General features: G+C 42.1%; 19 protein-coding genes and 1 pseudogene. 5 read left to right on the top strand and 15 right to left on the bottom strand.

What is annotated here, in order from left to right; translation table 11 throughout:
• Window positions 1-25: 25 nt before the first annotated feature.
• From AC0YN6_RS25960 to AC0YN6_RS25945, 4 genes and pseudogenes are all read right to left on the bottom strand, one after another.
• A pseudogene (locus tag AC0YN6_RS25960) lies at window positions 26-347 on the bottom strand (DDE-type integrase/transposase/recombinase); the annotation flags it as partial.
• A gap of 38 nt (window positions 348-385) precedes the next feature.
• Window positions 386-868, bottom strand: coding sequence for a DinB family protein (locus tag AC0YN6_RS25955; RefSeq protein WP_475750620.1), 483 nt, complete (start codon window positions 866-868; stop codon window positions 386-388).
• Window positions 869-1,104: 236 nt separating this feature from the next.
• Window positions 1,105-3,516, bottom strand: a complete 2,412-nt coding sequence (locus AC0YN6_RS25950) for a glycoside hydrolase family 38 N-terminal domain-containing protein (protein WP_475750572.1) — start codon at window positions 3,514-3,516, stop codon at window positions 1,105-1,107.
• A 165-nt stretch (window positions 3,517-3,681) separates the two neighbouring features.
• Window positions 3,682-4,398 carry a GntR family transcriptional regulator gene (locus AC0YN6_RS25945; RefSeq protein WP_475750571.1) on the bottom strand — a complete coding sequence of 239 codons (717 nt, stop codon included), beginning with the start codon at window positions 4,396-4,398 and terminating at the stop codon, window positions 3,682-3,684.
• Between the two features lie 101 nt (window positions 4,399-4,499).
• On the opposite strand from AC0YN6_RS25945, the gene AC0YN6_RS25940 reads away from it, so the two are divergent.
• Window positions 4,500-4,961: a UTRA domain-containing protein gene (locus tag AC0YN6_RS25940; RefSeq protein WP_475750618.1), complete on the top strand. Its 462-nt coding sequence runs from the start codon at window positions 4,500-4,502 to the stop codon at window positions 4,959-4,961.
• 235 nt (window positions 4,962-5,196) lie between these two features.
• Here the strand turns inward: AC0YN6_RS25940 and AC0YN6_RS25935 are convergent, their stop codons facing one another.
• From AC0YN6_RS25935 to AC0YN6_RS25920, 4 genes are read right to left on the bottom strand one after another with little or no spacing between them, the layout of a single operon-like run.
• The gene (locus AC0YN6_RS25935; RefSeq protein WP_475750570.1) at window positions 5,197-6,546 is read right to left on the bottom strand and encodes an ABC transporter substrate-binding protein; all 1,350 of its coding nucleotides are present in this window, start codon (window positions 6,544-6,546) and stop codon (window positions 5,197-5,199) included.
• A 9-nt stretch (window positions 6,547-6,555) separates the two neighbouring features.
• Complete coding sequence (locus AC0YN6_RS25930) at window positions 6,556-7,674, bottom strand: efflux RND transporter periplasmic adaptor subunit (protein WP_475750569.1); 1,119 nt, start codon at window positions 7,672-7,674, stop codon at window positions 6,556-6,558.
• Window positions 7,675-7,684: 10 nt separating this feature from the next.
• Entirely contained in the window at window positions 7,685-8,542 is an 858-nt protein-coding gene (locus tag AC0YN6_RS25925; protein WP_475750567.1) for a carbohydrate ABC transporter permease, read from the bottom strand.
• Between the two features lie 14 nt (window positions 8,543-8,556).
• Window positions 8,557-9,438 carry a carbohydrate ABC transporter permease gene (locus tag AC0YN6_RS25920; protein WP_475750566.1) on the bottom strand — a complete coding sequence of 294 codons (882 nt, stop codon included), beginning with the start codon at window positions 9,436-9,438 and terminating at the stop codon, window positions 8,557-8,559.
• Window positions 9,439-9,579: 141 nt separating this feature from the next.
• Between AC0YN6_RS25920 and AC0YN6_RS25915 the strand changes: the two genes are divergently transcribed.
• Together AC0YN6_RS25915 and AC0YN6_RS25910 are read left to right on the top strand one after the other, a co-directional pair.
• On the top strand, window positions 9,580-10,269 hold the full coding sequence (locus AC0YN6_RS25915; RefSeq protein ID WP_475750564.1) for a response regulator transcription factor: 690 nt from the start codon (window positions 9,580-9,582) through the stop codon (window positions 10,267-10,269).
• Window positions 10,256-11,410 (top strand): sensor histidine kinase, encoded by a 1,155-nt coding sequence (locus tag AC0YN6_RS25910; RefSeq protein WP_475750562.1) that lies wholly within the window; start codon window positions 10,256-10,258, stop codon window positions 11,408-11,410. The genes AC0YN6_RS25915 and AC0YN6_RS25910 overlap by 14 nt, the downstream gene beginning before the upstream one ends.
• Window positions 11,411-11,567: 157 nt before the next feature.
• Here AC0YN6_RS25910 and AC0YN6_RS25905 read toward each other — a convergent pair whose 3' ends face one another.
• Both AC0YN6_RS25905 and AC0YN6_RS25900 read right to left on the bottom strand, forming a co-directional pair.
• Window positions 11,568-12,221 carry a M48 family metallopeptidase gene (locus AC0YN6_RS25905; RefSeq protein WP_475750560.1) on the bottom strand — a complete coding sequence of 218 codons (654 nt, stop codon included), beginning with the start codon at window positions 12,219-12,221 and terminating at the stop codon, window positions 11,568-11,570.
• 49 nt (window positions 12,222-12,270) lie between these two features.
• Entirely contained in the window at window positions 12,271-12,828 is a 558-nt protein-coding gene (locus AC0YN6_RS25900) for a GNAT family N-acetyltransferase (protein ID WP_475750558.1), read from the bottom strand.
• 142 nt (window positions 12,829-12,970) lie between these two features.
• Between AC0YN6_RS25900 and AC0YN6_RS25895 the strand changes: the two genes are divergently transcribed.
• A complete protein-coding gene (locus AC0YN6_RS25895; RefSeq protein ID WP_475750557.1) occupies window positions 12,971-13,336 on the top strand; it encodes an MmcQ/YjbR family DNA-binding protein in 366 nt (121 codons plus the stop codon).
• A 439-nt stretch (window positions 13,337-13,775) separates the two neighbouring features.
• Here the strand turns inward: AC0YN6_RS25895 and AC0YN6_RS25890 are convergent, their stop codons facing one another.
• Window positions 13,776-14,672 carry a helix-turn-helix domain-containing protein gene (locus AC0YN6_RS25890; protein WP_475750555.1) on the bottom strand — a complete coding sequence of 299 codons (897 nt, stop codon included), beginning with the start codon at window positions 14,670-14,672 and terminating at the stop codon, window positions 13,776-13,778.
• A gap of 169 nt (window positions 14,673-14,841) precedes the next feature.
• Between AC0YN6_RS25890 and AC0YN6_RS25885 the strand changes: the two genes are divergently transcribed.
• On the top strand, window positions 14,842-15,684 hold the full coding sequence (locus tag AC0YN6_RS25885; protein ID WP_475750553.1) for a phytanoyl-CoA dioxygenase family protein: 843 nt from the start codon (window positions 14,842-14,844) through the stop codon (window positions 15,682-15,684).
• 116 nt (window positions 15,685-15,800) lie between these two features.
• On the opposite strand, the gene AC0YN6_RS25880 is transcribed toward AC0YN6_RS25885, so the two are convergent.
• The 4 genes from AC0YN6_RS25880 to AC0YN6_RS25865 all read right to left on the bottom strand — a co-directional run bounded on the left by AC0YN6_RS25880 (window position 15,801) and on the right by AC0YN6_RS25865 (window position 24,218).
• The gene (locus tag AC0YN6_RS25880; protein ID WP_475750551.1) at window positions 15,801-17,390 is read right to left on the bottom strand and encodes a methyl-accepting chemotaxis protein; all 1,590 of its coding nucleotides are present in this window, start codon (window positions 17,388-17,390) and stop codon (window positions 15,801-15,803) included.
• A 49-nt stretch (window positions 17,391-17,439) separates the two neighbouring features.
• Window positions 17,440-17,886 (bottom strand): chemotaxis protein CheW, encoded by a 447-nt coding sequence (locus AC0YN6_RS25875; RefSeq protein ID WP_475750549.1) that lies wholly within the window; start codon window positions 17,884-17,886, stop codon window positions 17,440-17,442.
• Window positions 17,887-18,174: 288 nt separating this feature from the next.
• On the bottom strand, window positions 18,175-20,241 hold the full coding sequence (locus AC0YN6_RS25870) for a hypothetical protein (protein WP_475750547.1): 2,067 nt from the start codon (window positions 20,239-20,241) through the stop codon (window positions 18,175-18,177).
• A 122-nt stretch (window positions 20,242-20,363) separates the two neighbouring features.
• Window positions 20,364-24,218 carry a cohesin domain-containing protein gene (locus AC0YN6_RS25865; RefSeq protein WP_475750546.1) on the bottom strand — a complete coding sequence of 1,285 codons (3,855 nt, stop codon included), beginning with the start codon at window positions 24,216-24,218 and terminating at the stop codon, window positions 20,364-20,366.
• Window positions 24,219-24,307: the final 89 nt, after the last annotated feature.

Below are 24,307 nucleotides of genomic sequence, written 5' to 3'. Positions count from 1 at the left end.
AGACAGAACAATAAATAAAAGTCAATTAAGCGGCCTTAGTCCTGTATTCCATCGGACTGAGGCCGTCTAGTTTTGCTTGTAACCGTTCGTTATTGTAAAAGTGGATATAGGCCTCAATGTCTCGCGCTTCCTGGTGCAGCTTGTAAGGCTAGTTTCAACGTCTGGAATACAAGTGGATTGTTATTGGAATACCCCATTACATAGGAAACGATGGATTTATCATGAACATCGAGAATAGCGCTTAAATACGCTTTCTGACCATGGCCGTATTTGAATTCCGTCACATCAGTTACCCACTTCTCATTTGGTGCTGTAGCTTGGAACTTGCGATTTAACAGGTTCTCGGCGAGCAGCTGCCTCAGCAAACTACTCCTTGTTTGTTTAACTATCGTTCCCCGTTAGTTGAACCAGGAAAGCCTAAGTCTCTGCCGATTACATTTGCTGAAACAGGTTCCAGCCCAAGTTCTCTGGTCCAAATGGATAATTGCCCTACATGATGAATTTCGTGTGCGATTACATGACGTAATACCTCACCCTTGACAAAAGTACTTCCTTCAATCCATGGAACGGTTACAACGTCGTTCTCAAATTCATCTGACCATGTAAATAAAAACGACTGATTTTCCTTATTCCAAGCTTCCGAAAGGTCTTTTATTTTTTCGATTGTCTGATAGTTCTCGAATGGTACTGGGGAATCTGGCTTACCCTGAACTCCGCGGAGCCAGCTATACTCTACATCTAAAATGTGAAAGAGTGTGTACAGAATGCTACCAGCCCCACCGTTTCGTTTACGCATTAATTCTCCGATTGGGATTTGCTTGCATAGTTCTAACCATTCATTTCTTACCATCCAGTTATAACGAAACATTTTTATCAAATCGTCCAATCCCACCTTCACTTGTTTACCAAGATTTCGTTTATATCGTTTAACCTTCTCCAACATGTCGTAAGCTCAATGCGAAATGCTATGAAGGTATATTGCGATGCGTTGATAAATAAAGAATAAGCGTAAGGATTCGAGCTGCAAATTATCGAATCCTTACGCTTTTTTGGTTCATATGAAGTTTAAGCAAAAAAGAGATGCACTATTTGTAACCTGTAGATCTATTGATAGGATTGGAATCCAAGCACAGAAGTATTCACTACCTTCGCCTGCTTCAGTACATCTGCAGCATGCGTGCTATCACTTAGCATCAGTGTATAACGATATTGATGGAAGCCTCCAAGATCCACTTTGAAATTAGTCTCCCAGAAGTTATTCATAATCCATGCATATACATGATCCGGATTGTGGACTCCCGGTTCACCAGCAAGCTTGATCTCATGCGACTTGATGTCGCCCAGCATGAGGAGTGGCGTATCTGGTGTAGCTACTGCAATGGAACCTTTAGAGGAACATAGGCATAGGCCATTCTGTACAGCATAGAAATCCGTACAGCTTCCAGGTATTTGGTCTATACGCGGACGTAGAACGGCTCCGGTCTTGTCGATCCACAATTCCTCATCTGATTCTCCAGTCGTGAATGGTAGGGCCAGATACAAATTCTCAGGATTCCACACACTATCCTTGTGGCAGCGGAAGTCTACATCTATTCTTGGAATATCCTTGAACGCTGTGATCAGAAGCGAGCAGAATGAGGTTCCTTCCAGGTCATAATGCATTTCAATTCTGGAATAAACGCTACCATCCTCTAGCACATCTACGCCTCGTAGCTTACCCTCATAACGACGAGTTGAAGTTGCTTTGCGGTTGCGTCCCATCCGTTTACGTTCATCGCACTGTGTTGTTGTAACATCGGTTACCTCATATATAGGAGTAAAGGCTCGGTAAGGAGCATCACTTCTTATCAATTCCTGATTCCGTCGTTTATCCAAGACCGAGTGTATTCCCTCACCTTGGGAGTATTGTATACGGAAAAAAGAATTTTCCAGGTAATAAGGTGTCACCACGCTACCTTTATTAAGCTGACGATTAAATGACGGAGAGAGATCATTTACTCCATCAATTCCTATTGGTGCATAATGACCTGAGGAAAGCAGCGGTGGAGCTTCTGTAATCCGAATGGAAAACTGTTTCTTCTCGTGAGGCTCCAAAGTAGCTAAGATATTCAGCGTCTTGCCACGAGAATAAGATCCTATTTGATACGGTACAGTCTGCTCAGTGGTATCATCCACAACTTCAAAGTGTTCATTATATAGCACTTCTAATTCGACTTGAATCATATCCGTAACGCTTATATCGTGCGGGTTCATCGCGATTATAGAAAGCTCGTTCTTAAAGGTAAATGGCGTCTCCCCATTAGCAAAGCTAATCTGATCGCAAGCACGTGAAGCATACTCATTGGCTTTCTGTGCATATAAACTTTTCCGCAAATCTAATTTGCTTACTCCTGGGTGCCATGGCTCGGAGACAGAGGACGAATACCCCCAAGTATGTTCAGCATAGAACATGAGATTGTAACTCGCTTTATCCAGCAATTCTTTGCTGCAGAACTGGAAATCAGGATCAAGCTTATGAGCCATATCGAGCTTGCGGCTAGCTTCACGATAATGCTGTACGACATTAGGAGTAGAGCCTATACCATCAGCCCACCAGTCCGTCCAGTCGCCGGAGTAGGTAGGAATCTCTTTGTTGTTGCTTTTTAGAATAGTGAAAAATTCATCCAATGTCACCATTTCCAGTCGGATCTGATCCCCATGAATACGGTTGTATTTTTTAACAAACTCAATAATTTTGGTATTAGGCGGTGCATTATCCGTCATTCTACCCGATATGCTAAGGGGAACAAAAGGATAAGGATGTCCTTCTTCTTGCAGCACTCGCACATAAGCTTCAATCCGCTGTTCAGCCTTATTGAACTTATCTAGAGGGGCAGAAGTGAAATTGTCGCGAATGGTATATTCGTATTCACCTACTTGCGTGATACCCAGTTCATTTCCAACCAGATAATGTTCACCGTTCCACACTAGCACTTTATTCCCTTTTGGTGACTGCCAGTAGAATGGTGTTTGTTTCTTAAATAAAGGATGGTAGCCGTGATGAGAATGGATGCAGGACATCAAGTGCTCGATTCCATGGTCTGCAAGCGCATCAGCGTACCCCCAGCTATAGCCGTTAATATCAGCAGTCATGCCGGATTTCATAGAAAGATTATAGCCTCGCATCGTCTCTACACTGCGGGCAAATGTATCACGAAGGACTCTTTCATCCACCAGATCCGTAAGATTTAAGTAATTTCCAGAGAGTCCAATCTCGCCAGATTGAATATATTTGATAAAATCATGGATCTCTTCTTGTGAAGCGTACTCCAAAAACTTCTCTACACACCAGAAGCTCTCACAATTCCATTTGAATCCAAGCCATTCTTCTTTTCCTTGATGTGCTGCATTTAGAATATCGATAGCTTCTTTAATAAAGTGAACATGATGCATTTCAATTTTTTCCTGATAATCCGTATACCCAATGTCAGTATGACTGTGATGGATCAAATAGATCGTAAATATATGTTCTGACATAGTGTCCTCCAAGACGTAATTTTATTTTAATGTAATAACATAAGCATTGTAACAACTTTCTAAACCGTTGTAAATCGCCATTTAGTACGGAATTATCTGCATGCAAAACAAGAGCAATCTCAGGTTATTGAACCTTTAGATTGCTCTATGATCAGAGTATTTATGCTAGTTTGAAACTTTTATAATAAACTTATTACGATCAGCGGGATAGAAACTTTCAGAGTATTCAACTACTCCCCCATCAGTATCATAGCCGGTAGAAGAGATAAAGTGAGCAGCAGAATTCTCTTTTGCCTCGAGTAGGCGTGCTGTTTTTCCATACAGCATCTTGATTTCCAATTCACGAATGACCTGAGTGACCGTGATCCCATGTTTGCTTAGTACTTCGTATAACGAAAACGATTCAAAGTCATAATTCATCAGATCAGGTACAAGATCATAAGGAATATATACGGTAGTCAGCACAACGGGTTTTTCTTCACTCGTAGGTTGCACATAACGTAGGCGTCGTAACAGAATGATTTTATCACCAGGAGAGATATTTAATTTGGAACAAACTAAATTATTTTTAGTTATCACTTTAAAATCCAACACGAAGGTTCGTGGGGTGAGTCCCTTACCCAACATTTCTTCATTGTAGCTTTCAATAAATTGTGAAGATTCTTGTACGAGTTTGGGCTTGGTTACAAATGTACCCCGGCCCTTCACTCGCGTCAGGTATCCTTCGTTAACCAACTTGAGCATGGCTGTGCGTACCGTAGGACGACTTACTTTGAATTGTGCACTAAGTTCTATTTCAGTAGGAAGCATATCGCCTTCCTTTAATTCATGGCTATTTATTTTATGCATGATGTCCTGGATAATTTGGTCGTACAAAGGCATGGTGTAAGCTCCTCTAAATGGCTATATGTCATTACATGTGATAGAATATCATCAAAAAATGAAGCGGCAATAAAGTTAGGGGATAGATATTTTTGTATCAGATGAAAACGAAGGAACCATTGTTTGTTGAGTGGCAGCGCCCGCTAATCAGCAGAGCGGATGAAGCCTTGGCTCTTGAATTTGATGTATCGGTTGGTTCAGATTTATGGAAAATAAAACGCTGTTTTCATACTGAAGATAAACAGGTAACCCCCGTTTATATCGAGACCTATTTTGCCAAGCGACTGGCTATTACCGATAACCTGCCTCCAGAGAACTGCCTTTTAAATAGATATCTTAAAGAAATATTGTTATGTCGGTTCAAAGTTGTAAACACATCACTTTCTATCATCACAGCTGATCAAGTGATTCATTCCATGATGCAATGTGGGTTGTATAGACCACTTCTTATTATACAGCAAAGTATTCAGGATAGAAGCGGTATGCTCTGTGTACAATATTCCTATGTTAATACACAAGAATGTAATTTGATATATGAATCCTCTGAGCTGACATTACTCTAAGACGAGAGTTATCGCAGCAGCCTCACTGGAGCTCATATCAAAATAAGTATTCATGTCGCGCTACTGTCTAAATGGCATTAGCAGCATAAACACCTCAAGCCCGCATTCAATTGAATGCAGGCTTGAGGTATTCTAGTGTAGGGAGATCTTCGAATTGGGATCTGCCTCTTCTTACATATCTAGACACATAAAATGTTACGTTTTAGCTGACTCTAATCGGATGAGGACGTTCTATTTACTCGTTAATGTAAGTGTTGACTCGGTTTTGAATCAGCTTGCTGACATCTTCAACTGATTTCTGACCGCTCATATAGGAATCGAATTCTTCAACCGCAATGGAAACGATCTTGAAATCGCTAGATAAATTTTTACTTGCTCCCTCTATGAGCTTATGCAATTCTTTAATCTTGCTTTCTACTGTATTAGCATCAACCTTCTGTCCAAGAAGTGTACCCGCTACTGCCTGCTGCTTGGCATCCTTGAACTGTTTCTCTACAACTCCCTTGTGCATCGCAAAGCCAAATACCGCCGGTGAAGATTGCATTTCCTCGGAAAGCATGAACTTAATAAAATTCCAAGCTTCATCTTGAACTTTAGACTTGCTGTTCATGCCTAAAGTGAAATTCGATTTAAATGGTGTTCCGTTATTTTGTCCAGTTACTGTTGGCTTTTGATAGATATTAAACTTTGGATCAAGGACTTGAGCTAGGCCTGTTGTTGGATCGAGAAGGTTAGCATTGTTAAACAAGGATTCGGAATATTGGTTCGTAAAGTCGGCACTAAACACACCTTCATCATACATCGATTTGATTTGCTTCATCATATCTCGAAACAGATCGGAATCGAAATTTGCTTGACCTTGATCAATGAGCTTATCATAATTATTCTCTATATACTCCGATAACAGGGCACCTGTGTATAAATTACCAAATGCCACAACATCTTCACCAACTTGTTCCTTAAACTTCTTTGAAATAGTTTTAAATTCACCCCATGTCCAGGTCTGATCATCAATTTTAATGTTAGCTTGCTCTAACAAGTCTTTATTGCCAGTAAATGCGTCAAGGGTAAATGAGAATGGCATTGCATATAAACCATCTCCATTCTGGGAGTATTTAAAGATATTTTGATAGTACTGATTTCGATCAAAGTCAGAATCTTTGTCCATCAGATCATAGAAGTTAACCAGCATGTTCTTGGCGACATATTTGTCCTTCGGCAGTTCATTCGTTACGATAATGTCTGCCCCTTTGCCAGACATCAGCTGCGTGCTGATCGTTTGTACATATTTCTCAATATCACCCTTCGTTAATGGTGCACTCGTTTGATTTTCCTCTATTTGAGGTGTAGCTTTATACTCCTTAGTTACAATGTTGATATCTGGACGAATTTTCTTATATTTCTCAATTGCTTCATCCAAATAAGGATGTGCTGACATTAGTGCAATCTCAATCGTTTTACCATTTTCCCCTGAGTTTTTGTCAGGTGTTTTACCTCCACCTGATCCCACATTGCTGCTAGAGCATCCCGATAACACGACTATCATTGCTAATAAGGCCAATACCAATCTTCTCTTCAAATTCATTCATTCCCTTCAATAAATTCGGATTCGATTACCTTCCTGAAGTGGTTCACTTGATTCAATAATGATCTCATCAAGTGAACTTAACCCGCTCACTGCTACGACTTCGTCCTCCGTTGAATCACCTGTTATAATATAAGCTTTTCGTGCATTGAACGTATTGCCGAGTGAGCTTTTCTTCTCCTCAACTACATAGACATAGCTTCCTGTCGCATCTTTATGAACCCATTTCTTTGGTAACACAAATCCTTTTTCTTTTGACTCCTTCTTTATATCTAGACTTACTTGTTCACCGCCTTTAAGACCATCATCGGAGACAGAAACGACAACCTGATAACTGGATTCATTGGGTGAATCTTCACTGGAATCTTCACCGTTTTCTTTAAATGCAGCTTTTATTTCTTGAATTGTACCGTTAACTATTTTATTGTCTTTTACCAATCGAACAGAAACCTGAGACCCAATCTCGAATAATGCCGTATTCCCCGAATCGACAGCAAATAAAAATTCTAAGCCCTTGCCACTATCCATAAGTGTCAATATTGCCCCACCTTGTGTGGCATTCATGCTGTCCTCTTCTATAAGCTTTGTGATTTTGCCATCAAAGGGGGCAGTCAGCGTTTGTTTGTCCGCCTTTTCTTTACGCAGCTTATTCAGTTTTCTTTGTGCCATTTCAAGATCCATATTATCCAGTTCAAGATCTCGCTTAGCTTTGACAATGACTTGCTCATCACCCTCTCTCAGCGCATTCACTAAGTTCTCCTTCAGCACCTCCCGAGTCATCTCTTGCTTCTTAAGCGCCATTTCCTCTTGATATAGCTGCTCGTCCAGATCTGAGCTGTCGAATGTCACGAGCTTTTGACCCTTCTTAACCTTTTCATTCTCTTTTACATGCACCTTCAAAATTTTGGAGCCACTCTCATTCATCAACTCCACCTGTTTACGAGGCGTTAAGACGCCGCTCCCGTTAACATGATGAACTAATGGTTTAGAAGCAAGCTTCTCTGTAATCACTTTGGGCAGCATCATCGTTTCGAGCGTGCTGCTAAATAAAGTCAGGCCAGCCAATATCGCAAAGAACAATATAAATAATGCAGCCGTTATACGTTGTCGCTTAGATATGCTTGTCATCTCATTCCACCTATCCTTTAATTCCAGAAAGCTCTATGCCCTCAATAAAATACTTTTCCGCAAGAAGAAACAAAAGAACCATAGGCATCATATACAAGACCGCAGCAGCAAAGGATACCCCAAACGCATCTTCCTGCAAGCGAGATAGAAATATGGACAAAGGCTGCAAAGCGGCATCCTGCAAAAATATAAGCGGCTGCTCCACCATATTCCAGTAATCTGCAAACAGCAGAACAACAAGCGCTGCCATGCCAGGTTTCACCATAGGCAGGACCATCGTAACAAAGGAACGGAAATAGCCTGCTCCGTCCATTTTTGCAGCCTCCATATATGCAGTTGGAATCTGGAGCATAAATTGTCTGAGCAGGAATACGCCAAACGCTGCAAATACTCCTGGTAAAATAATAGAGCTGGGACTATTAATAAGCCCCAATCGATCAGACATAATGTAATTCGGTACAAGTGTGACCTGAAACGGCATCAGCATCGTTATTAGATACACAATAAATAATGGCTCTCTGCCAGGAAATCGCAGCTTCGCAAACGCAAATGCCGCTAGTGTGGCGACCGCGACCTGACCTAGAATAATTGGAACGACCATAAATACAGAATTCCAAAACATATGAAGAAATTGCGAGGTTGAAATAAGCACCTTAAAAAACTGCTCGAATGAAACCCAATCTGGGATCAGCTTCAAATTCGCAAAATCATTTATCTGCGTACTGCCTAGCATGCCGTAATTCAGCATAATTTCCTTCTCCGTCATCACGGAGCTTACAATTGTCAGTAAAACAGGAAACAGCATAACAAGTGCGATTGCGGTTAAGAAGATAGTGAGCAGCAGTGTTCTTATCTGTTTCTTGTTCATCTACACACCTCCCTTTACTCCATAAATGAACGGAACTTTCTTTCAACGTTGAAGAGCATCAGCACAATGACTAAAATGCAGAGCACCAGCAAGCATGCTGCAGCTGACAGCTTCTGAATATCGAGAGATAAGAACATATTGTTCATATAATGCTGGAGCATATAGATGCTGTCATGTGGATAGTCACCCGCAACTAAATAGATTTCACGAAATACCTTGAATGAGTTCAGAATCGACATGAGCATAACTAAAAATCCTGTCGGTATTAAATAAATCAAGGTAATCTGCAGCTTACGAGCCCAGCTTGCTCCTTCTAGATTTGCTATCTCATAATATTGTTCAGGGATGTTTTGCAAACCGGCCAAGAAGAGAATTACGTTATAGCCAATGTTTTTCCATACATAGATAACTATAATGACTCCTTGCGCCCACTCTGATTTCATCCAATCGATCCGATCGATTCCAAGCCACTCTAACACATGATTAAAAAAACCATTCCAATCAAATAAAATCTGCCATACGAGCACAATTGAAGCGACTGGAACAACCAGCGGCAGCACATAAGAGGTGCGCAGCCAGTTTCGAAAGAAAACTCGTTTGTTAAGCAGCATGGCCAGAGCAAGTGACAATACAATAAGAATGGGAACACCAATAATAGTAAACCAGAACGTATTCCCCATTGCCTTTTGAAAGGATGAACTGGCGATTAGGCTTTGATAATTGGCAAGCGACAATCCTGCCTCTCCACTTGGATTCTCAAAAGAAAAAACAATGCTTTGACCAAACGGAATTAAATAAAATATAGCAAAACCAATCAAGCTCGGAGCAAGAAAGCAGAAAGCCACAAGAATCTCCTTGCGAGCCAAAATTGATATTCTCACAGCATCACCATCCATTTGCGTTTTTCAAAATATACTTTGTTGATCCATCTAAGCTTGGTGTAACCATCGTATAACAAACGATGTTAAATCCTTGTTAAGTGCTTAACATAGATTTAACTTGTTTTTAGGTACAATAGTAAAAGAGGTGATTTGCGAATGAGGATACTCATTGTAGAGGACGAGCTTGATTTGCAAGAAGCAATTGCAGAGGGGCTTAGAATAGATGGTTATGCAGTTGATACCTGTGACAACGGCGAAGCAGCTTACGAGCTTTTATATGCAATAAATTATGATTTGGTTGTTCTCGACTTAAACCTCCCGAAATGGGATGGGCTTGAGGTGTTAGCTAAGATCCGAGATGAACGGCCAGAATTAAAGGTACTGATTCTCAGTGCAAGAGGTAGTGTTACTGACAAAGTAAAAGGCTTAGACTTAGGCGCAAATGATTACTTAGCGAAGCCATTTGACTTTGCTGAGTTGGAAGCAAGAATACGAAATTTGTTAAGACGTAAGTTTGTACAAGAAAGTATTATGCTGTCCTGCGGTACAATTAAAGTCGATTTATCAAAGCGTGTTGCTCATGCTAATAAAGAAGAGATATCACTAACAAAAAAAGAATTTGCATTGCTTGAGTATTTCTTGCTTAACAAGGATAGAGTGGTTAGCCAAGAAGAATTGATTGAGCATATCTGGGATCAGAATGCGGATAGCTTTAGCGGTGCTATACGGGTTCATATTGCGACATTACGTAAAAAGTTGAGGGCTGTTTTAAACTACGACCCAATAGGAACGAAAATTGGAGAGGGATATTTGTTATCAGATAAGGAAGGTGATGCTAATGCTTAAAAAAATGCCAATTCGATTGCGACTTACGGTTATGACCGTTGCACTATTAACTGTTTGTTGTGTAGGCCTTACCTTAATACTTAATTTATCTGCGTATTCAATGGTTGCAAGTATTGAAGCAATTGCGGTATTACCGGCAAAAGAAATCGGCGATGATGGACAGGTTGATGGAATCCCTCATTTACCGTCAAGTAGCATAATCACTCCCGTTCCATCTGATGAATCTGAGCAAGCAAGAATGAATTTTAAAATTAAAAGTATTAATTATATGATTTTGGTTATTGTTGGAGGCGGATTGTTAACCTACTATATTTCGGGTAAGGCATTAAAACCGCTTAATACACTAAATGGTCAAGTGAAGAACATAAATGTGCATAACTTATCTGAAACATTATCTGTGCCGCCTACAAAGGATGAAATTGCAGAGCTTACTGTAACATTTAATGAAATGACGGATAAGCTAAACAATGCTTTTATGATGCAAGGAAGATTTTCAGCGAATGCTGCACACGAGCTTAGGACACCTCTTGCTGTTTTGCAAACAAAGGTTGATGTATTTAAGAAGAAAAAAGAACATACAAACGAGGAATATGATGCTCTTATTTCCATTATTGAAAAACAAACCTATCGCTTGAGAGACCTTGTCGGCAACCTGTTAGAAATGACAAATATGAACGATAACGGAGAGCAAAGCAGCATTTGCGTAAAGGATATTTTTGAAGATATTATTTCCGAGCTTTCTCACATAGCTAAAGACAAAAAGGTTACGATGTCCTTAAATTGTGATAATAGCATTGTTACTGGTAACATCGACTTATTGTATCGTGCGTTTTACAACCTCGTGGAAAACGGAATAAAGTACAATATTGAAGGCGGAAGCGTTGAGGTTAATGTATACAGACTAAGTAGAGAACAGATTTCGATCAAAATTAAAGATACAGGCATCGGTATTACCGATAATAACAAAAAAAATATATTTGAGCCTTTTTATCGTGTGGACAAATCACGCTCCCGCGAAGTGGCTGGTGCGGGCTTAGGGCTTTCGATTGTTGACAGTATTATCAAAAAGCATAAGGGTACGCTTACGGTTACTGATAATAAAAATGGAGGAACTTGCTTTAATGTAATCTTAAATATATAGCCGTTTCAATTCGATCGAAGAATACCTTCGAAGTCAGCAAAATGAGGAAGAAAGACAGCGAGTGCAAGCGAAACTAACGAGATCAACGAATTGGCGAAAAAGGGACGGAGCAATCTTCATCTGCTCCGTCCCTTCCCTATTGCCATGCTCTGACTTTCTAAAGTGTCATCGCTTGCCCATACCGCGCCAGATACTCTTCCTTCTCTTTATAATCCGGCATAATACTGCCTACACGTCTCCAAAATGAGCGATCATGATTCATATGATGTAGATGACATAACTCATGAATGATTACATAATCAATCACTTCAATCGGTGCCATAGCTAGACGATAATTAAAGGTCAATTTTTTAGTCGAGCTGCAGCTTCCCCACTTCGTTCTCGACTCTTCAATCTCGATGGATTTAGGCTTCACTTTCAGCTGAGTTTGATATATTTTTATACGTTCACCGATAATCTTCTTACAGCTTGCAAAATAGAACTTCTTGAGATTAATTTTTAGTTCCTCTTCATTTAACCCGCTAGTCTCGATTAACTCATGAAGCAAATACTCTTTCCCCAGATGAAGGAACCTACCTTCGTCCTGATACTCTCTTGTTTTCGTCGTTTCTCGAGCTTTCGCAATATATTGCAACTTCTCCAGAATCCTTTTGCCATGCTGTTTCACAGCTTTCATTACGAGCTCTGTGCTTGTGCCATTCGGCACCTTCACGGTAATGAACCCGGCTGAATCGATTTGAATTGAAATCTTCTCTCGATTTCCGTATTGAACATTACATTCTATGATATTGTTCTCAAATTGTATTTTCATACCAACCATCGTTTCTGTTAGGTTATTTCATCTATTGCCACGATTGCCGCTATAGCGACACGCTAAGCTTCTCGTATTTATTAAATTCCCCCATTGGATTAGACGCTGATCCTTTATATTCATAGCCGCAGCTTAGGTAGAATGCATTCAGCTTCGGGTTATTCGCGATACAATCAAGTCGAATGCGGTCTTTACCCGTAAAATGAATACCAGAACTCGCCCAGTCTACAATGGCTTCACCTATATTTTTGCCTGCCGCTTCGCGGTTAATATTAAGTCGGTGCAGGTAGACGGAGCGCTCATGCCCCTCATCTCCCCATAACTCACGATCCCATGCGCTCTCCTGCTGCATGAGCATTACCATGCCTGCTAACAGGCTTCCTTGCATAAATATATACACTTCACCGCGTTTAATGGCTTCCGGTGTCTGATGTGAATCTTCACCGCGCAGCAAGCCGTTCCACTGTGTTGAGCCTTTGCTTTTCAACCACTCGGCCGTCTGGATAAGCAGCTGTAATACCGCATCGGTATCCTCAGGTTTCGCTTGAAATACTTTAATATCCGGTTCGATAACGCCTATATGATCTGTACGGGTAAATAACGACATGATGATTGACCTCCAAACAATTTTAATCATCTTCTATTATACCCTTTTCTATTTCAGATTCATCGCCTTGCGTCAGAGAGTTTGAAATTAGCTGCCTGAGTTGTAAAATGGTATTAACCATCTTCACAGGAGGAACGAAGCCATGAACATACAGACGTTAGTCAGCTACAGCCTGTCCAAAAAAGGAGCAAAGGAAGAATATCCTTTCGGAGATGAAGTTCTAGTGATCAAGGTCGCTTCAAAAATGTTTGCTCTAATTGCTGAACGCAATGATCATATGAGCATTAGTTTAAAATGCGATCCTTTTATTGCTGAAAGCCTAAGACAGCAGTACTCCGCGATTACTCCCGGTTACCACTTAAACAAAAGCCATTGGAACACCATTCTATTAGATGGTTCTATTACAGAAGAAGAATTTATCGGCATGATTGATCAGTCCTATGAGCTCGTTTTTAAAGGTTTGAAAAAATCGGAGAAAGATGCCGTCTTGAGCAGTTTAATTAGTTAATTCTCATTTTTTCATTTGCGAATCACTATGAGCTTTTGTTATTTTTCGGTTAAAATGCAGCACAATTTGTCTCGACAGTGGATACCCCGTACATCCTCAATTTTTGCGATAAAAAATTGTTAAGAGCAGTAGCAACCTTCGTACTACGTTGTAGTTTATGCAATAGAAAATACTCAAGAGCAGCAGTGCTCTTGCTACATTGTAGTTTGTGCAATAGAATGGCCTACTGCTCCCTCATATACCGCTTTTATGGCGCTTTCTATTGCATTTGTGCAACGTAGCTCTCCATTCAAGGTCTCATGTTAGCTTTCTATTGCACTTTCTACAGTAAGTATCTCATGCTCTGCTTTTGCTTATAAGCTCATTAACATTCGCCGTCTCAAAAGGGGTAAACTTTTTAAGTGTTTCAACGCCAAACTGCATATAAAATATATAGATATCAAAAGATAGTCTCATTGGGGCGTTGACCCCTGCTGTATTCCCCGGGAGACATCCCTAATTTCTTTTTGAACGCTTTAGAGAAATGATGAATATCCGAAAACCCGCAATAGCTTGCAATCTGCTCTTGTGTCAGCTTGGTTGTAAGCAGCAGTTCACAAGCGTGACTAATACGTGTTTTTAACAAATACTGATGTGGAGTCATGCCATACTGCATTTTAAATACATCGTTAAATCTTGAAGTAGATAAATTAGCTCTTCTCGCCATATCAACTACCGATAGAGGCTCGCTAAGGTTAAATGAAAAATAGGAAGTAATCCAGTTCAATGCTTGCGGCGACATTTGCTTCACATGATTAGCGGGCATGTAATCCTCCAATACGAAGGTGATCAATTCCATCATCCGAGTTTGTGCCTTCAGCTGCATAATGGGATCTTTATACTGCCAAAACTCCACCACTTGCAGAAACGTATCTCGAAATTTAGTGGGATGACTCAGCCCCAGCTTCACAGGAATTTGAGTATGGAACACCTCGTTCATACTCGGCTGCATAAGGTGCTGATACGGGGTCAAATCCATTTGCCCTGCACGTGTCGGGAAGCTTTGATCACTGCTCTCATTGTAGAAAATATCAAAATGTGCAAAAGGTGTTACCGTATTCGTTACCCCTTCCAATCGATTCACACTACCCGGCTGAATGAAACAGAATTCACCCTTTTCGAATGGATATTCCACCCCATCAACAGTGAATAAGCAATCGCCTTCCTGTACATAAATAAGTAAATAATCAAGTAAGCGGCGTTCCGGATGTAACCAGGGTTTTCTTAGCGCAAAATCACACTCTCGTATATAGGGCACGATCCGATAATTCATCATTGAATCTGAACTGAAATTCATAAACATCGTCATCCTTTACTCATTATTACACATAGAGTATCACAAATTGTTAGAATATACAGTTGTTTTTGACAAACTTATTTGAAGCTTTGACAAAGCCAGAAGCAACTAAAACCCTTACACTATATTTATTGCAACAGTGGAACTGAGGCATAACTAAGGAGGAATTATGATGAACGACAATCAAATGATAAACAAGCTGCCCCAGTTTGAAGAAAGCTATCCTCTAGATCAGGAGCAAATCGATTCTTATCAAAAAGATGGACATATTTTTTTGAAAAATGTCGCAACGCCAGAAATAATAGAGGCCTATGAGCCGATCCTTAGCGACTTGGTATTTGAACGCAATTACCATGATAAACCGGTCTCTGAAAGAGATACTTATGGTAAAGCTTTTATTCAAGTAGGCAACCTTTGGGAGTTGAGTGAGGCTGCAGCCGCTTTCACGCTGGCTAAGCGCTTTGCTAAGATTGCAGCAGATTTGATGGGTGTGGACGGAGTCCGACTTTACCATGATCAAGCATTATTCAAAGAGCCGGGCGGCGGACATACCCCATGGCATCAAGACCAAATTTATTGGCCCTTTGATACGAAAAATACAATTACGATGTGGATGCCGCTTGTTCCCGTTCCAGCGGAAGTCGGTACGATGACTTTCGCATCCGGCACAAATCATTTAGGTTATGTCAGCAGACAAGAAATTTCCGACGAGTCGCATAAAACTCTTGCCCAATTCATTGAAGGCCGCAATATTCCACAAGTGAATTACGGTGGCATGTCGGCTGGAGACGCTACCTTCCATGCTGGCTGGACGATGCATAGCGCACCAGGCAATCCGACAGATCATATGCGCAAGGTGATGACAGTCATCTACTATGCTGACGGTTCGCTTGTTGGTGAACCGGACAGTACGCCTAGACGCAACGATCTTGCAAACTATCTGCCAGGCTGTACGCCGGGCGGAATCGCAGCAAGCGTGAAAAACCCGCTGCTATATAAGAGAGAACTGTAATTCAGACTCGAACGCTACTATGTTTTAGAGTCATCTCAGTACAAAAAAAGAGGAGCTCATCGCTCCTCTTTGTTATTTAATCCTATGCAACCAAACTACGAGATTAAAAAATTGGATTATCGGGTTTTAAAAACCGCTACAGCAGCATTCATTTCCTCTGCCAGTCGAGCAAGAGATTGAGCTGCAGAAGCTGTCTCCTCGCTGGCTGCAGAAGCTTCCTCTGTCGTTGCTGAGATACTGTCAATTGAAAGAAGCACCTCCGACGATTGCGAAGCCTGCTGCTCGCTGGCTGCAGCAATTTCCGCGACCATGAGATTTGATTTGTCAATGATCGCCAAAATACTTTCAAACGATTCTCCTGTTTTTTGAGAAGAGGTAACGGCTTCCTCCACTGCTTTTACACTATGCAATGTGTTTGTCTGCATCCCTTGAATGATGGACGTGATCTGCTTCGTCGCTTCGCTGCTGCGTTCAGCCAGTTTACGAACCTCGTCCGCTACTACAGCAAAGCCACGTCCCTGATCTCCTGCTCTGGCCGCTTCAATGGCTGCGTTCAAGGCGAGCAGATTGGTCTGATCTGCAATATCGTCAATTACTTGAATAATATTGCCAATTCTTTTCGAGTCTTCCTCTAAGCGGGATATCTGCTGGTTTAGCACATCTATGCCTTTCATCGAATGATCTACGACATTACCGCCTTCCCGTGCAATTTCCATCGTTCGATTCGATAATTCAGATGCCTGTTCTGCGCTTATTGCCACCGTATTAATACCAATGGACAGTTCCTTGAACAGTTCGTTCATCGTTTGAGCTGAATGAGCTTGATGGTTGCTCCCGCTGGCAATTTCTTCTGTGCTTGCGGAAATTTGCTGTGCTGCTGCTGCCAGATTTTCGGATGCTGCGAGAATATTGTTCACGGTTCCTCTGAATGCAGCCAGCATCGCGTTGAAGGAACGGTTTAACTGACCGACTTCGTCGTTCCCGTTGTAATCGCCCTCTACGGTCAAATCGCCCGCTTCTGCTTTATCCATTAATCCAAGTAAATTTCCGATAGGTTTCGCAATCATATTTGCGATTGTCAGACCAAGTACAATAAAGAGAAGCGCGGCGATGATAACGGAAATAATCAAGACAGTCGCAGCAGTTGTGGCGCTTAGACGGTTTTCCTGATTGATCGTCTCTGCCTTTTTACTGGAGTAGTCCGACAATTGACCCAAAGCAGAAGTTGCATCGTTGAACAAACTCTCACCTTTGGAAATCCACAAATTGTACGCTTCATCATTTTTATTTATAGCCCCAAGCTCAACCATTTTGTCTTGAACGACACTATATTCAGCGAATTTTCCTTTAATTTTCTTGAGCAGGTCGATTTGTGTTTGATCTAAATTGGATTGCTCGATAATGGGAAGCCTTTGTTGGATATCTGCATTTCTTTGAGCGATGTTTTCTTTCAGTTTTTTATTCCGTTCCATATCCTTGTTGATAGATAACTCCATAACCCAAGCGATGTTAGAGCGCATATTAAAGCGGATCAAGTTTTCGGATTCAAGCGGCTTCAAGAGGTCTTTATACATAATTTCTGAATTTTTCGCCATTCGGTTCATGTAATTGTAGCTGATCAGGCTCGTAGCAAGCAGCATCACCAGAGCTAGTCCGATAATGGTAAAAATTTTGTAAACCAACTTCCAATTCTGAAAAAAATTCATGGTGTGCCTCCCGTTAACCGTTAATGTTAATATTATTTTGTCACATTCTTCATCTCGCCAAATTGCATGACAGTTGAAGCAGAACTTGATCCAGCTTCAAAACCCCGACCAAGCCGTCATCCGATAACCCGATTCCTTCAAAATAGTTGCCGTTAATACCCCCTATACGATCCGGCGGAGGTTGTATATCCGAAAACCTGGTTACTTTATTCACTTGATCCACAATAATACCGACAGTATCCTCCTGGTAATAAACCACTATAATCCGTTTAGATTTGGTGTATTCCTCTTCATGAATATGAAATAAATGATGGAGACTAATCACTGGTATGATGTTCCCTCTTAGATTGATGATCCCTTTCACATATGGCATTACGTTGGGAATTCGCGTAATATCCTGCATCTTGATAATTTCGTGAATATCTTGTATGCGAATAGCATACTTTTCGTTATTGATTCTGAACTCTATGTACTGTTTCTGTTGCACGGACTGCATCGTCCCCCTCCCCCTCAAAAATAAAATGTATTCGTTTTCATGGAGAGTCGTTCAAACAATACAACACAAAAAAAATGTTGCCGCATACTTCGGCAACCAGACAATCCCGTCTTTCTTGCGAAAGAGTTAGACTCACGGCTTTGCGATCCCATTCACCTCCACATAAAATCTGATGTTGATCTAAGAAGCTTAAGTGGCTGCAGGATGGGCAGATTATATCAAAAAAAGCGAAGCGCTTTGTTGAATAAGTATCAAATGATTGTTCTAATGTTCCAAATGAGAACACTCTCACAGCTCAGCTTGTTCTAATGAGAAATGAAGCGCGATTTCCGTCTTTGCATCCTTGCTGATCCATTGCGCGAGACGGTAGTTGCCATTTCGATTCGGCATCAGCGCAGGAAGAAGTTCTAGCTCGACTTCGTCAGATTCAACAACTGGCTTAATTGAATAGATTACATTCGCATAACAGACCGAAAGCTTATTCCCCTCAATCCGGATGACCGTCTCATCGGTACCGTTAGACACAAGAACCGGAACCGTCACCCCAATTCCGGATAATTCCGTATTGTCTGCTGCGTCCACAGTCCATGCCGTTGTCACTCCTTCTTGTGCAATCCGATAAGCTTCCGTAATCACCGCTACACCTTCGATACCAGGTCTTGGCACCATATCAGCAACACCTCGCAAATAGGCTGGTTGCAGATCATCATCTGGTGTACGCAAATCCATATCATTTAAAAGCTGAAGTCCCGTAGATTCATAACGTATTTTAAAAGCTAACTCATCATTGTCTTCACACTCATGCTCAAGCGAAGCATTCCAATGTAGTTTTTCAGAGTTCAATGGTTTCCCGTACTCATTCAAGGAAGCAAATGTTTCGTGCTTTCTTCTCCCAAAGCCAGCCAACCTGTGCCAGGTACCATGACCGTCTCTCCAGGTCAGGCCGATAGCTGCTGGCGTATGGGGACGTGGAATGATTTGTTTGGCCACAAAATAATTCAAGTGAATATTGCCATCGAGCCCAGCGATCCCCATTGAGAGAGCCGTCTCCTCTAAACAATCCGCTTTATGAAGCCGCACCCATCCGGTTGCGTCATGGCCCATTTGTGCAGCTGTATCCATAACAAGATGATAAGCACCTTGTCGAGGCGCCGAAGTGGCATATATCCGGTTGAATGTCTCTATTAGCACCACATATCCGCCCAGATCAGCCGGTGTTGCCTTTTCGGATATGCTCTCGTCAGCGCTTTCATAACACGAAGCTGCAATTTGAGCAGCATACAAGCTGTATGTCGAATAATAGACATAGAACTCCCACCCGTTACGGAGTTCACTATCAAACCGATTTTTCAACAAACGAAATTCAATAGGATCCTCCATCCAGCGAAGAACTGATCTCATCGCTTTTCGAGCAGCGCGCTTGAAGATGCCTGCCCATTCTAGTTCTCCTTCTTTTGCGTAAAGCGCAGCTTCTCGTTCGCAGAGATTGGCAAAGGTCAGTTCGTTCCAAATAATCTGGTTACTCCTGCCTCCACAGCTTGTTCCCCCAGTCGTAGACTGCATAAACAACATCGTTTGTGCGCCTTTGCGGAGTTGTGATTCTAGAAATACCTTCCATTCACCATTATAACCAGCATCTATTAACCCGCTAAGCTGTTGGCGAGCAGCCAAATCGTAAGCGACCGGGAGATTGGGATCGCGATATAACCCTTCACGTGTAAAACGCGTCATTTGCGGTTTCAAATATTTATCGATGAATGACATAGAATCCGTGAACCCTTCGTTTAGCCTCATCATTTCGCCATGCATGGCATAAGTAGCCCAGTTACGAATGGTACGAATGTCAGGAAAGTTTCGAAGCGTTTGGCAATACGTGACTTCAGGTTCAACGTTTGACAAGCTCGCTTTCCAAGCATCTCTCCGCTCTGTATCTACCATAGGCGATAAAAGTTGATATGCCCGAACGAGCATGTGCGTAGTGAAATCGGCATGATCGTCAGGCACTTTATTCTCACCCAAACAAGTGCTGGCCCAGTCCATCGCGAGCAAAATCTGTTCTCTAAGATCCTTGCAGCGACCATTGGCTAATAGAATGGCTCCGGCTTTAACAAACGAAGCGGATGCATATTCGTGTTCTTTCCCATCGCCAGGATCCAGTATTCCTCCGTATTCACTTAAATATGGGGCGAATTGACGAACTCTCGCTTCAGAAAAGTCCAAATAGATGTCACGTGTTAATCCGGTTTCTTCAAGACCATCTAGCTTGACCTTTTCTTTAAACGCATCGATGACTTTCTGTATAGGGTTTGACCCGGATAAACTTTCTAAATAGTCCAGTTCGTTTGCTGTAAACATGCTGTACCTCCTATATTACGGGTATGTAAAAAATACTAGAGTCGGTAGAAATACACCGACTCTAGTAACTCTGCTGCATTTAATTTATTGTCGTAAGTCTATTACACTACTCGGCCTAACTACTATTCCAAAATCTTCTTCGCAATCGCTGCAAGGTCTCTAATGTCAATTATTTTATTATTGTCGATGTCAGCCGTCTTAATCTGGTTCCAATCCGCACTCTTATCGTCCTTGCCATAATGAGCAGCTGCGAACGCAAGATCTCCAATTGTGTGCTTATTGTCCCCATTTGAATCGCCCGGCACTCCAGGAGGAGCCGTCGTCACTTCAACGTTTAAGGAAACTGGTTGTGCTGCGAACTCTCTTCCCTGCTCGTCACCAAGCAGAGCCTCGGTTACAGTAATTATGCCGGCAGTCGTCTGTGCCACGCTTTTCGCTTTGAAAGAAAGCTTTACAAGCTCAGCACTTCCGCTTACCGCATTGTCCGCTCCGCGGCTTGCAAGGATCAGCCTGATTTTGCCCGGGCTCACCTTCTCCGACAAAATATCCACATCTGTTTTCATCGCCGTAGACGATACATACTCGAACAGAGCTGTGTCGTATTCAATCGTGATGTCCTGTCCATAGACGCTTGATGTAATGTTGTTTAAACCAAAATTCACAGTGAAGGGCTGCTCTGCAAGTACTGTGCTTGATCCTTTCAAAACAGCTGTTGGTTGTTCTTCTTTCATATGAACCTGCAGCGTAACCGTAGTGGTAAGGCTGCCATATGTCGCCGTAATAACGCTTTCACCTTCTTTAAGCGCAGTAATCAATCCACCGACTGACACGGTTGCAATATCGGTTTGACTGCTGGTAAACTGTGAGCTGCCCGTCACATCCACTGGTACATCGCTTTCCGGAAGGAAGGCGGATACTTTCATCTGTTTCGTTTCACCGATACTCAGATCGCTAAGTGTCCCCAGTTCGATGCGTTCATAGGGGGTAATTACTCTAACATCATCGAAATAGACGTTGGAAATCGTTGCATCTCCCGCCCACCAATCGCCCATTGATACTTGATTGAATGCGGTCACACCCGTCTGGGAAGCTATCAGGACATCGTCGATATACATATCCACCTGTGTCCCTGAACTGTAATCCCATTTAAATTCATGCCATCCGGCCGTTCTCACAATATTTGTAGCCGATACCGCACCATCGATCCGCTTCGCATAATGGGTCTTTGATGCGTGTTCATGAATGCCGATTCCTCTCGCTGCAGCGCCTCCCCCATCGACATAAGCCAGTACTTTACGTACATCACCTAACGTATCATAAAATTTGAGGGTAACAATTTTATTTTGGTTCTCTTTGAAAGGATGTGTAATAGCAACCGTGTCCTGGTTTACTTTAAAGCTCTTCTCACCGCTATATGCCTTTTCCGTACTTATAGCTGGTTTGCCTTTTACGGTCTCCCAATGGATTAGACCATCCTCGAATCCGTCAAATCCATCTGTGAAATTAAGATTGGATTCATAAATTTTAAGCGTTATCGTATCACTTACCGTGACACCATCGATCAGTACAGTCACAGTAATTTTTGCGTCACCTGGAGCTTTCGCACGAACGACACCGTTTTGCCCGACTTCGGCTATATTAGGATGATCGCTGCTAAATGTCATTTGGCCCTGTGGAGCTATATAGCGACCGGTCGCTGCCCCCCCCATTACCCACAGCGTTGTACTATCGTCTACTTTGAGAGTTTTAGTTGGAGAATACAAAGATACTTGTGCAAGCACGTTGTCATCCTGTGTTCCTTTGTTCAGTCCAATCCTGTCAAACGGTATCGCTTCGAAGCCAGGAATTTGGGTAAATACAGGCGCATCTTCGCGAAGATTAAAATTCCCGTTTTCTGAATCAATAAATCCGATATCTTCGCTAGTAATCCAATTGCCTTGAACGTATCCTTTAGCAGCTGCATTATCGGTAATAGACATTCCGCCTGATTTATAAACCACATTTTTTTGTACCGAATTATATTTAGCTTCACAAGGAGCATCCGTCAGTACAGTCTCTAAATTCGGAAAATAAGTAAGCCATGGCTCTTCGTTATAAGGTACCTTCTTCAAATTCACTGGCAAAGACCCGCCAGCCGCACAGTGATAACTTGCCCAGCCTAATCCACGTTCATCGAGCTGTAGTGAAGCTCTATTGTTCAGTATGAGATTGTTTTCTACGATATTATTTCGTCCCCCGCCAACCAACATGCCGAAGTCGACATTCGATAAAATATTGCCGTAGATCGTGATTCCACTCAACATATCATCCAAATAAATGCCTATCTCATAGGCACCAGCTGCATTACCAATATTATGAATATAGTTGTATCGAATGATTGTTCCCTGTGCTGACCAGTCGCGTCCACCGTATATGGCGCCTGCATCGCCTGTCTCATTCACGACATTATAAATCTCGTTAAATTCAATAACGTGATTGTTACCGACAAACTGAATAGCTTCATGGGGCGCGTTATAAATCAAATTATTAGCTACGCGATTACCTACACCAAAAAGGTTTACAGCCGGAGTATACGTCCGCTGGATCCGACTAAAATCATGGAATTTATTATTCACTGCATAATTGTTACCGGATGTCAGCGTCGCACGATCACCGCCATCTAACCAGATCCCGCCTTTTCCAGTACCAGAAATTTCACTGTTAGTTACTCCATTAAAATGACCATCAAGGATAGATACAGCCTTATCTCCGATTTTCATAAATGTAGAATCAGTAATGACATTGTTCGAGCCGCCTTTCATCTCGATCGCTGATCCACGCGTTAATCCAAATTTAATGCCTTGGAATGTCGTGTTCGAAACTTCATTCATCGTAACAAGAGGGGCATCTAGTAGTGAAATTTCAATCTCACTGCCTGCTAGCTCACTCGGAGGATATAAGTATAATGTGCCGCTGTTGCGATCCAGGTAATATTCACCCGGCACGTCAAGCTCCTCCAAAATATTGAAATAATAATAACGCTGCCCTTTTTTCACTGAATATACGCTGGCCTTCGTTGTACTTATTTGTTTGGTCACCTTATTAATATCTTTTATTTGCAGCGTTCCATCAGCCCAGTCCCAGAACCAGTAGCCGAACATCCATATATCACTGACATCCGCCCATTTACTTGGTCGATCATCAGCGTATCGAAAGGTTGCTCCATGATCATAAATCGGAGGTAAAGGACGTACGTTGTACTCTTGGCCTGAATTTCGGGGATCTGCACCCGGGTCATCTACCTGCCCGATACGAAGAAATCCGTCGCCATCGCCTTTGTTTGGATAGCGTGACACCGTTAATACGTCCTCATTGAAAAACAACTCCGGCGGCTCTGGAGCGGTTGGCAACCCGAATCCGCTTTGTATGATTTCTCCGAAATCAGTAAATCCTTGTGAACGCAAATCATACTGATAAACGTGATCGACCGCTGATTCTGAAAGTCGCTCTCGTACTGCCACATCTGTGACAGGTTTAAAAGCATCTGTATCCATCGTTGCTCCACCAAGGATCGATACTTCTTCGCCTGGATATGCTCGATATACGATTGGCGCTTCATCCGTTCCAGAGTCCTGTTCATTCAACTCGAACGAATGGGTCCGCGGATATATTCCTCCGCGCAAATATACAGTTACACCACCCGCAGGTAATTGTCCTGCTGATTTCAGCTCACGGATTGCCTCCCGAGCTCCTTCCAATGTAGCGAATGGCGAACCGATTGTTCCATCTCCAGTCCCGTCGTTACCATTTAACGATACATAGAACTCAGCGCCTGCTGTTCCATTATTGGAACCGCTGCCATTATCAGCTGCATAAAAACTCGTTTCTGCGGCATTCACTTCAGCGCTAGGGGCAGCTACAGACAATGGTGCGATAATTATGGCACTCAACAGCAATTTCATTAAACGACTCTTCCAGCCACTTGTGTTCCCCTTCATTTACACTCGCTCCTCTTTGATAATCTTGTGTGTTCAGGTTGACCAGAACAGAACAATCCAAACATTATAAAGTCGTGAGCCATGCTGCC

It is taken from the genome of Paenibacillus sp. J22P15, from assembly GCF_056269345.1.
The sequence above is the reverse complement of the archived record's forward strand: the minus strand, read 5'-3'. Positions and strand labels throughout refer to the sequence as shown.

Bases quoted from the DNA above. Each gene is read 5' to 3' on its own strand.
- AC0YN6_RS25920 (WP_475750566.1), bottom strand. From the start codon at position 9,438: ATGGATGGTGATGCTGTGAGAATATCAATTTTGGCTCGCAAGGAGATT.
- AC0YN6_RS25955 (WP_475750620.1), bottom strand. From the start codon at position 868: ATGTTTCGTTATAACTGGATGGTAAGAAATGAATGGTTAGAACTATGC.
- AC0YN6_RS25945 (WP_475750571.1), bottom strand. From the start codon at position 4,398: ATGCCTTTGTACGACCAAATTATCCAGGACATCATGCATAAAATAAAT.
- AC0YN6_RS25950 (WP_475750572.1), bottom strand. From the start codon at position 3,516: ATGTCAGAACATATATTTACGATCTATTTGATCCATCACAGTCATACT.
- AC0YN6_RS25890 (WP_475750555.1), bottom strand. From the start codon at position 14,672: ATGAATTTCAGTTCAGATTCAATGATGAATTATCGGATCGTGCCCTAT.
- AC0YN6_RS25895 (WP_475750557.1), top strand. From the start codon at position 12,971: ATGAACATACAGACGTTAGTCAGCTACAGCCTGTCCAAAAAAGGAGCA.
- AC0YN6_RS25865 (WP_475750546.1), bottom strand. From the start codon at position 24,218: ATGAAGGGGAACACAAGTGGCTGGAAGAGTCGTTTAATGAAATTGCTG.
- AC0YN6_RS25925 (WP_475750567.1), bottom strand. From the start codon at position 8,542: ATGAACAAGAAACAGATAAGAACACTGCTGCTCACTATCTTCTTAACC.
- AC0YN6_RS25930 (WP_475750569.1), bottom strand. From the start codon at position 7,674: ATGACAAGCATATCTAAGCGACAACGTATAACGGCTGCATTATTTATA.
- AC0YN6_RS25935 (WP_475750570.1), bottom strand. From the start codon at position 6,546: ATGAATTTGAAGAGAAGATTGGTATTGGCCTTATTAGCAATGATAGTC.
- AC0YN6_RS25900 (WP_475750558.1), bottom strand. From the start codon at position 12,828: ATGTCGTTATTTACCCGTACAGATCATATAGGCGTTATCGAACCGGAT.
- AC0YN6_RS25885 (WP_475750553.1), top strand. From the start codon at position 14,842: ATGATGAACGACAATCAAATGATAAACAAGCTGCCCCAGTTTGAAGAA.
- AC0YN6_RS25905 (WP_475750560.1), bottom strand. From the start codon at position 12,221: ATGAAAATACAATTTGAGAACAATATCATAGAATGTAATGTTCAATAC.
- AC0YN6_RS25875 (WP_475750549.1), bottom strand. From the start codon at position 17,886: ATGCAGTCCGTGCAACAGAAACAGTACATAGAGTTCAGAATCAATAAC.
- AC0YN6_RS25870 (WP_475750547.1), bottom strand. From the start codon at position 20,241: ATGTTTACAGCAAACGAACTGGACTATTTAGAAAGTTTATCCGGGTCA.
- AC0YN6_RS25880 (WP_475750551.1), bottom strand. From the start codon at position 17,390: ATGAATTTTTTTCAGAATTGGAAGTTGGTTTACAAAATTTTTACCATT.
- AC0YN6_RS25915 (WP_475750564.1), top strand. From the start codon at position 9,580: ATGAGGATACTCATTGTAGAGGACGAGCTTGATTTGCAAGAAGCAATT.
- AC0YN6_RS25910 (WP_475750562.1), top strand. From the start codon at position 10,256: ATGCTAATGCTTAAAAAAATGCCAATTCGATTGCGACTTACGGTTATG.
- AC0YN6_RS25940 (WP_475750618.1), top strand. From the start codon at position 4,500: ATGAAAACGAAGGAACCATTGTTTGTTGAGTGGCAGCGCCCGCTAATC.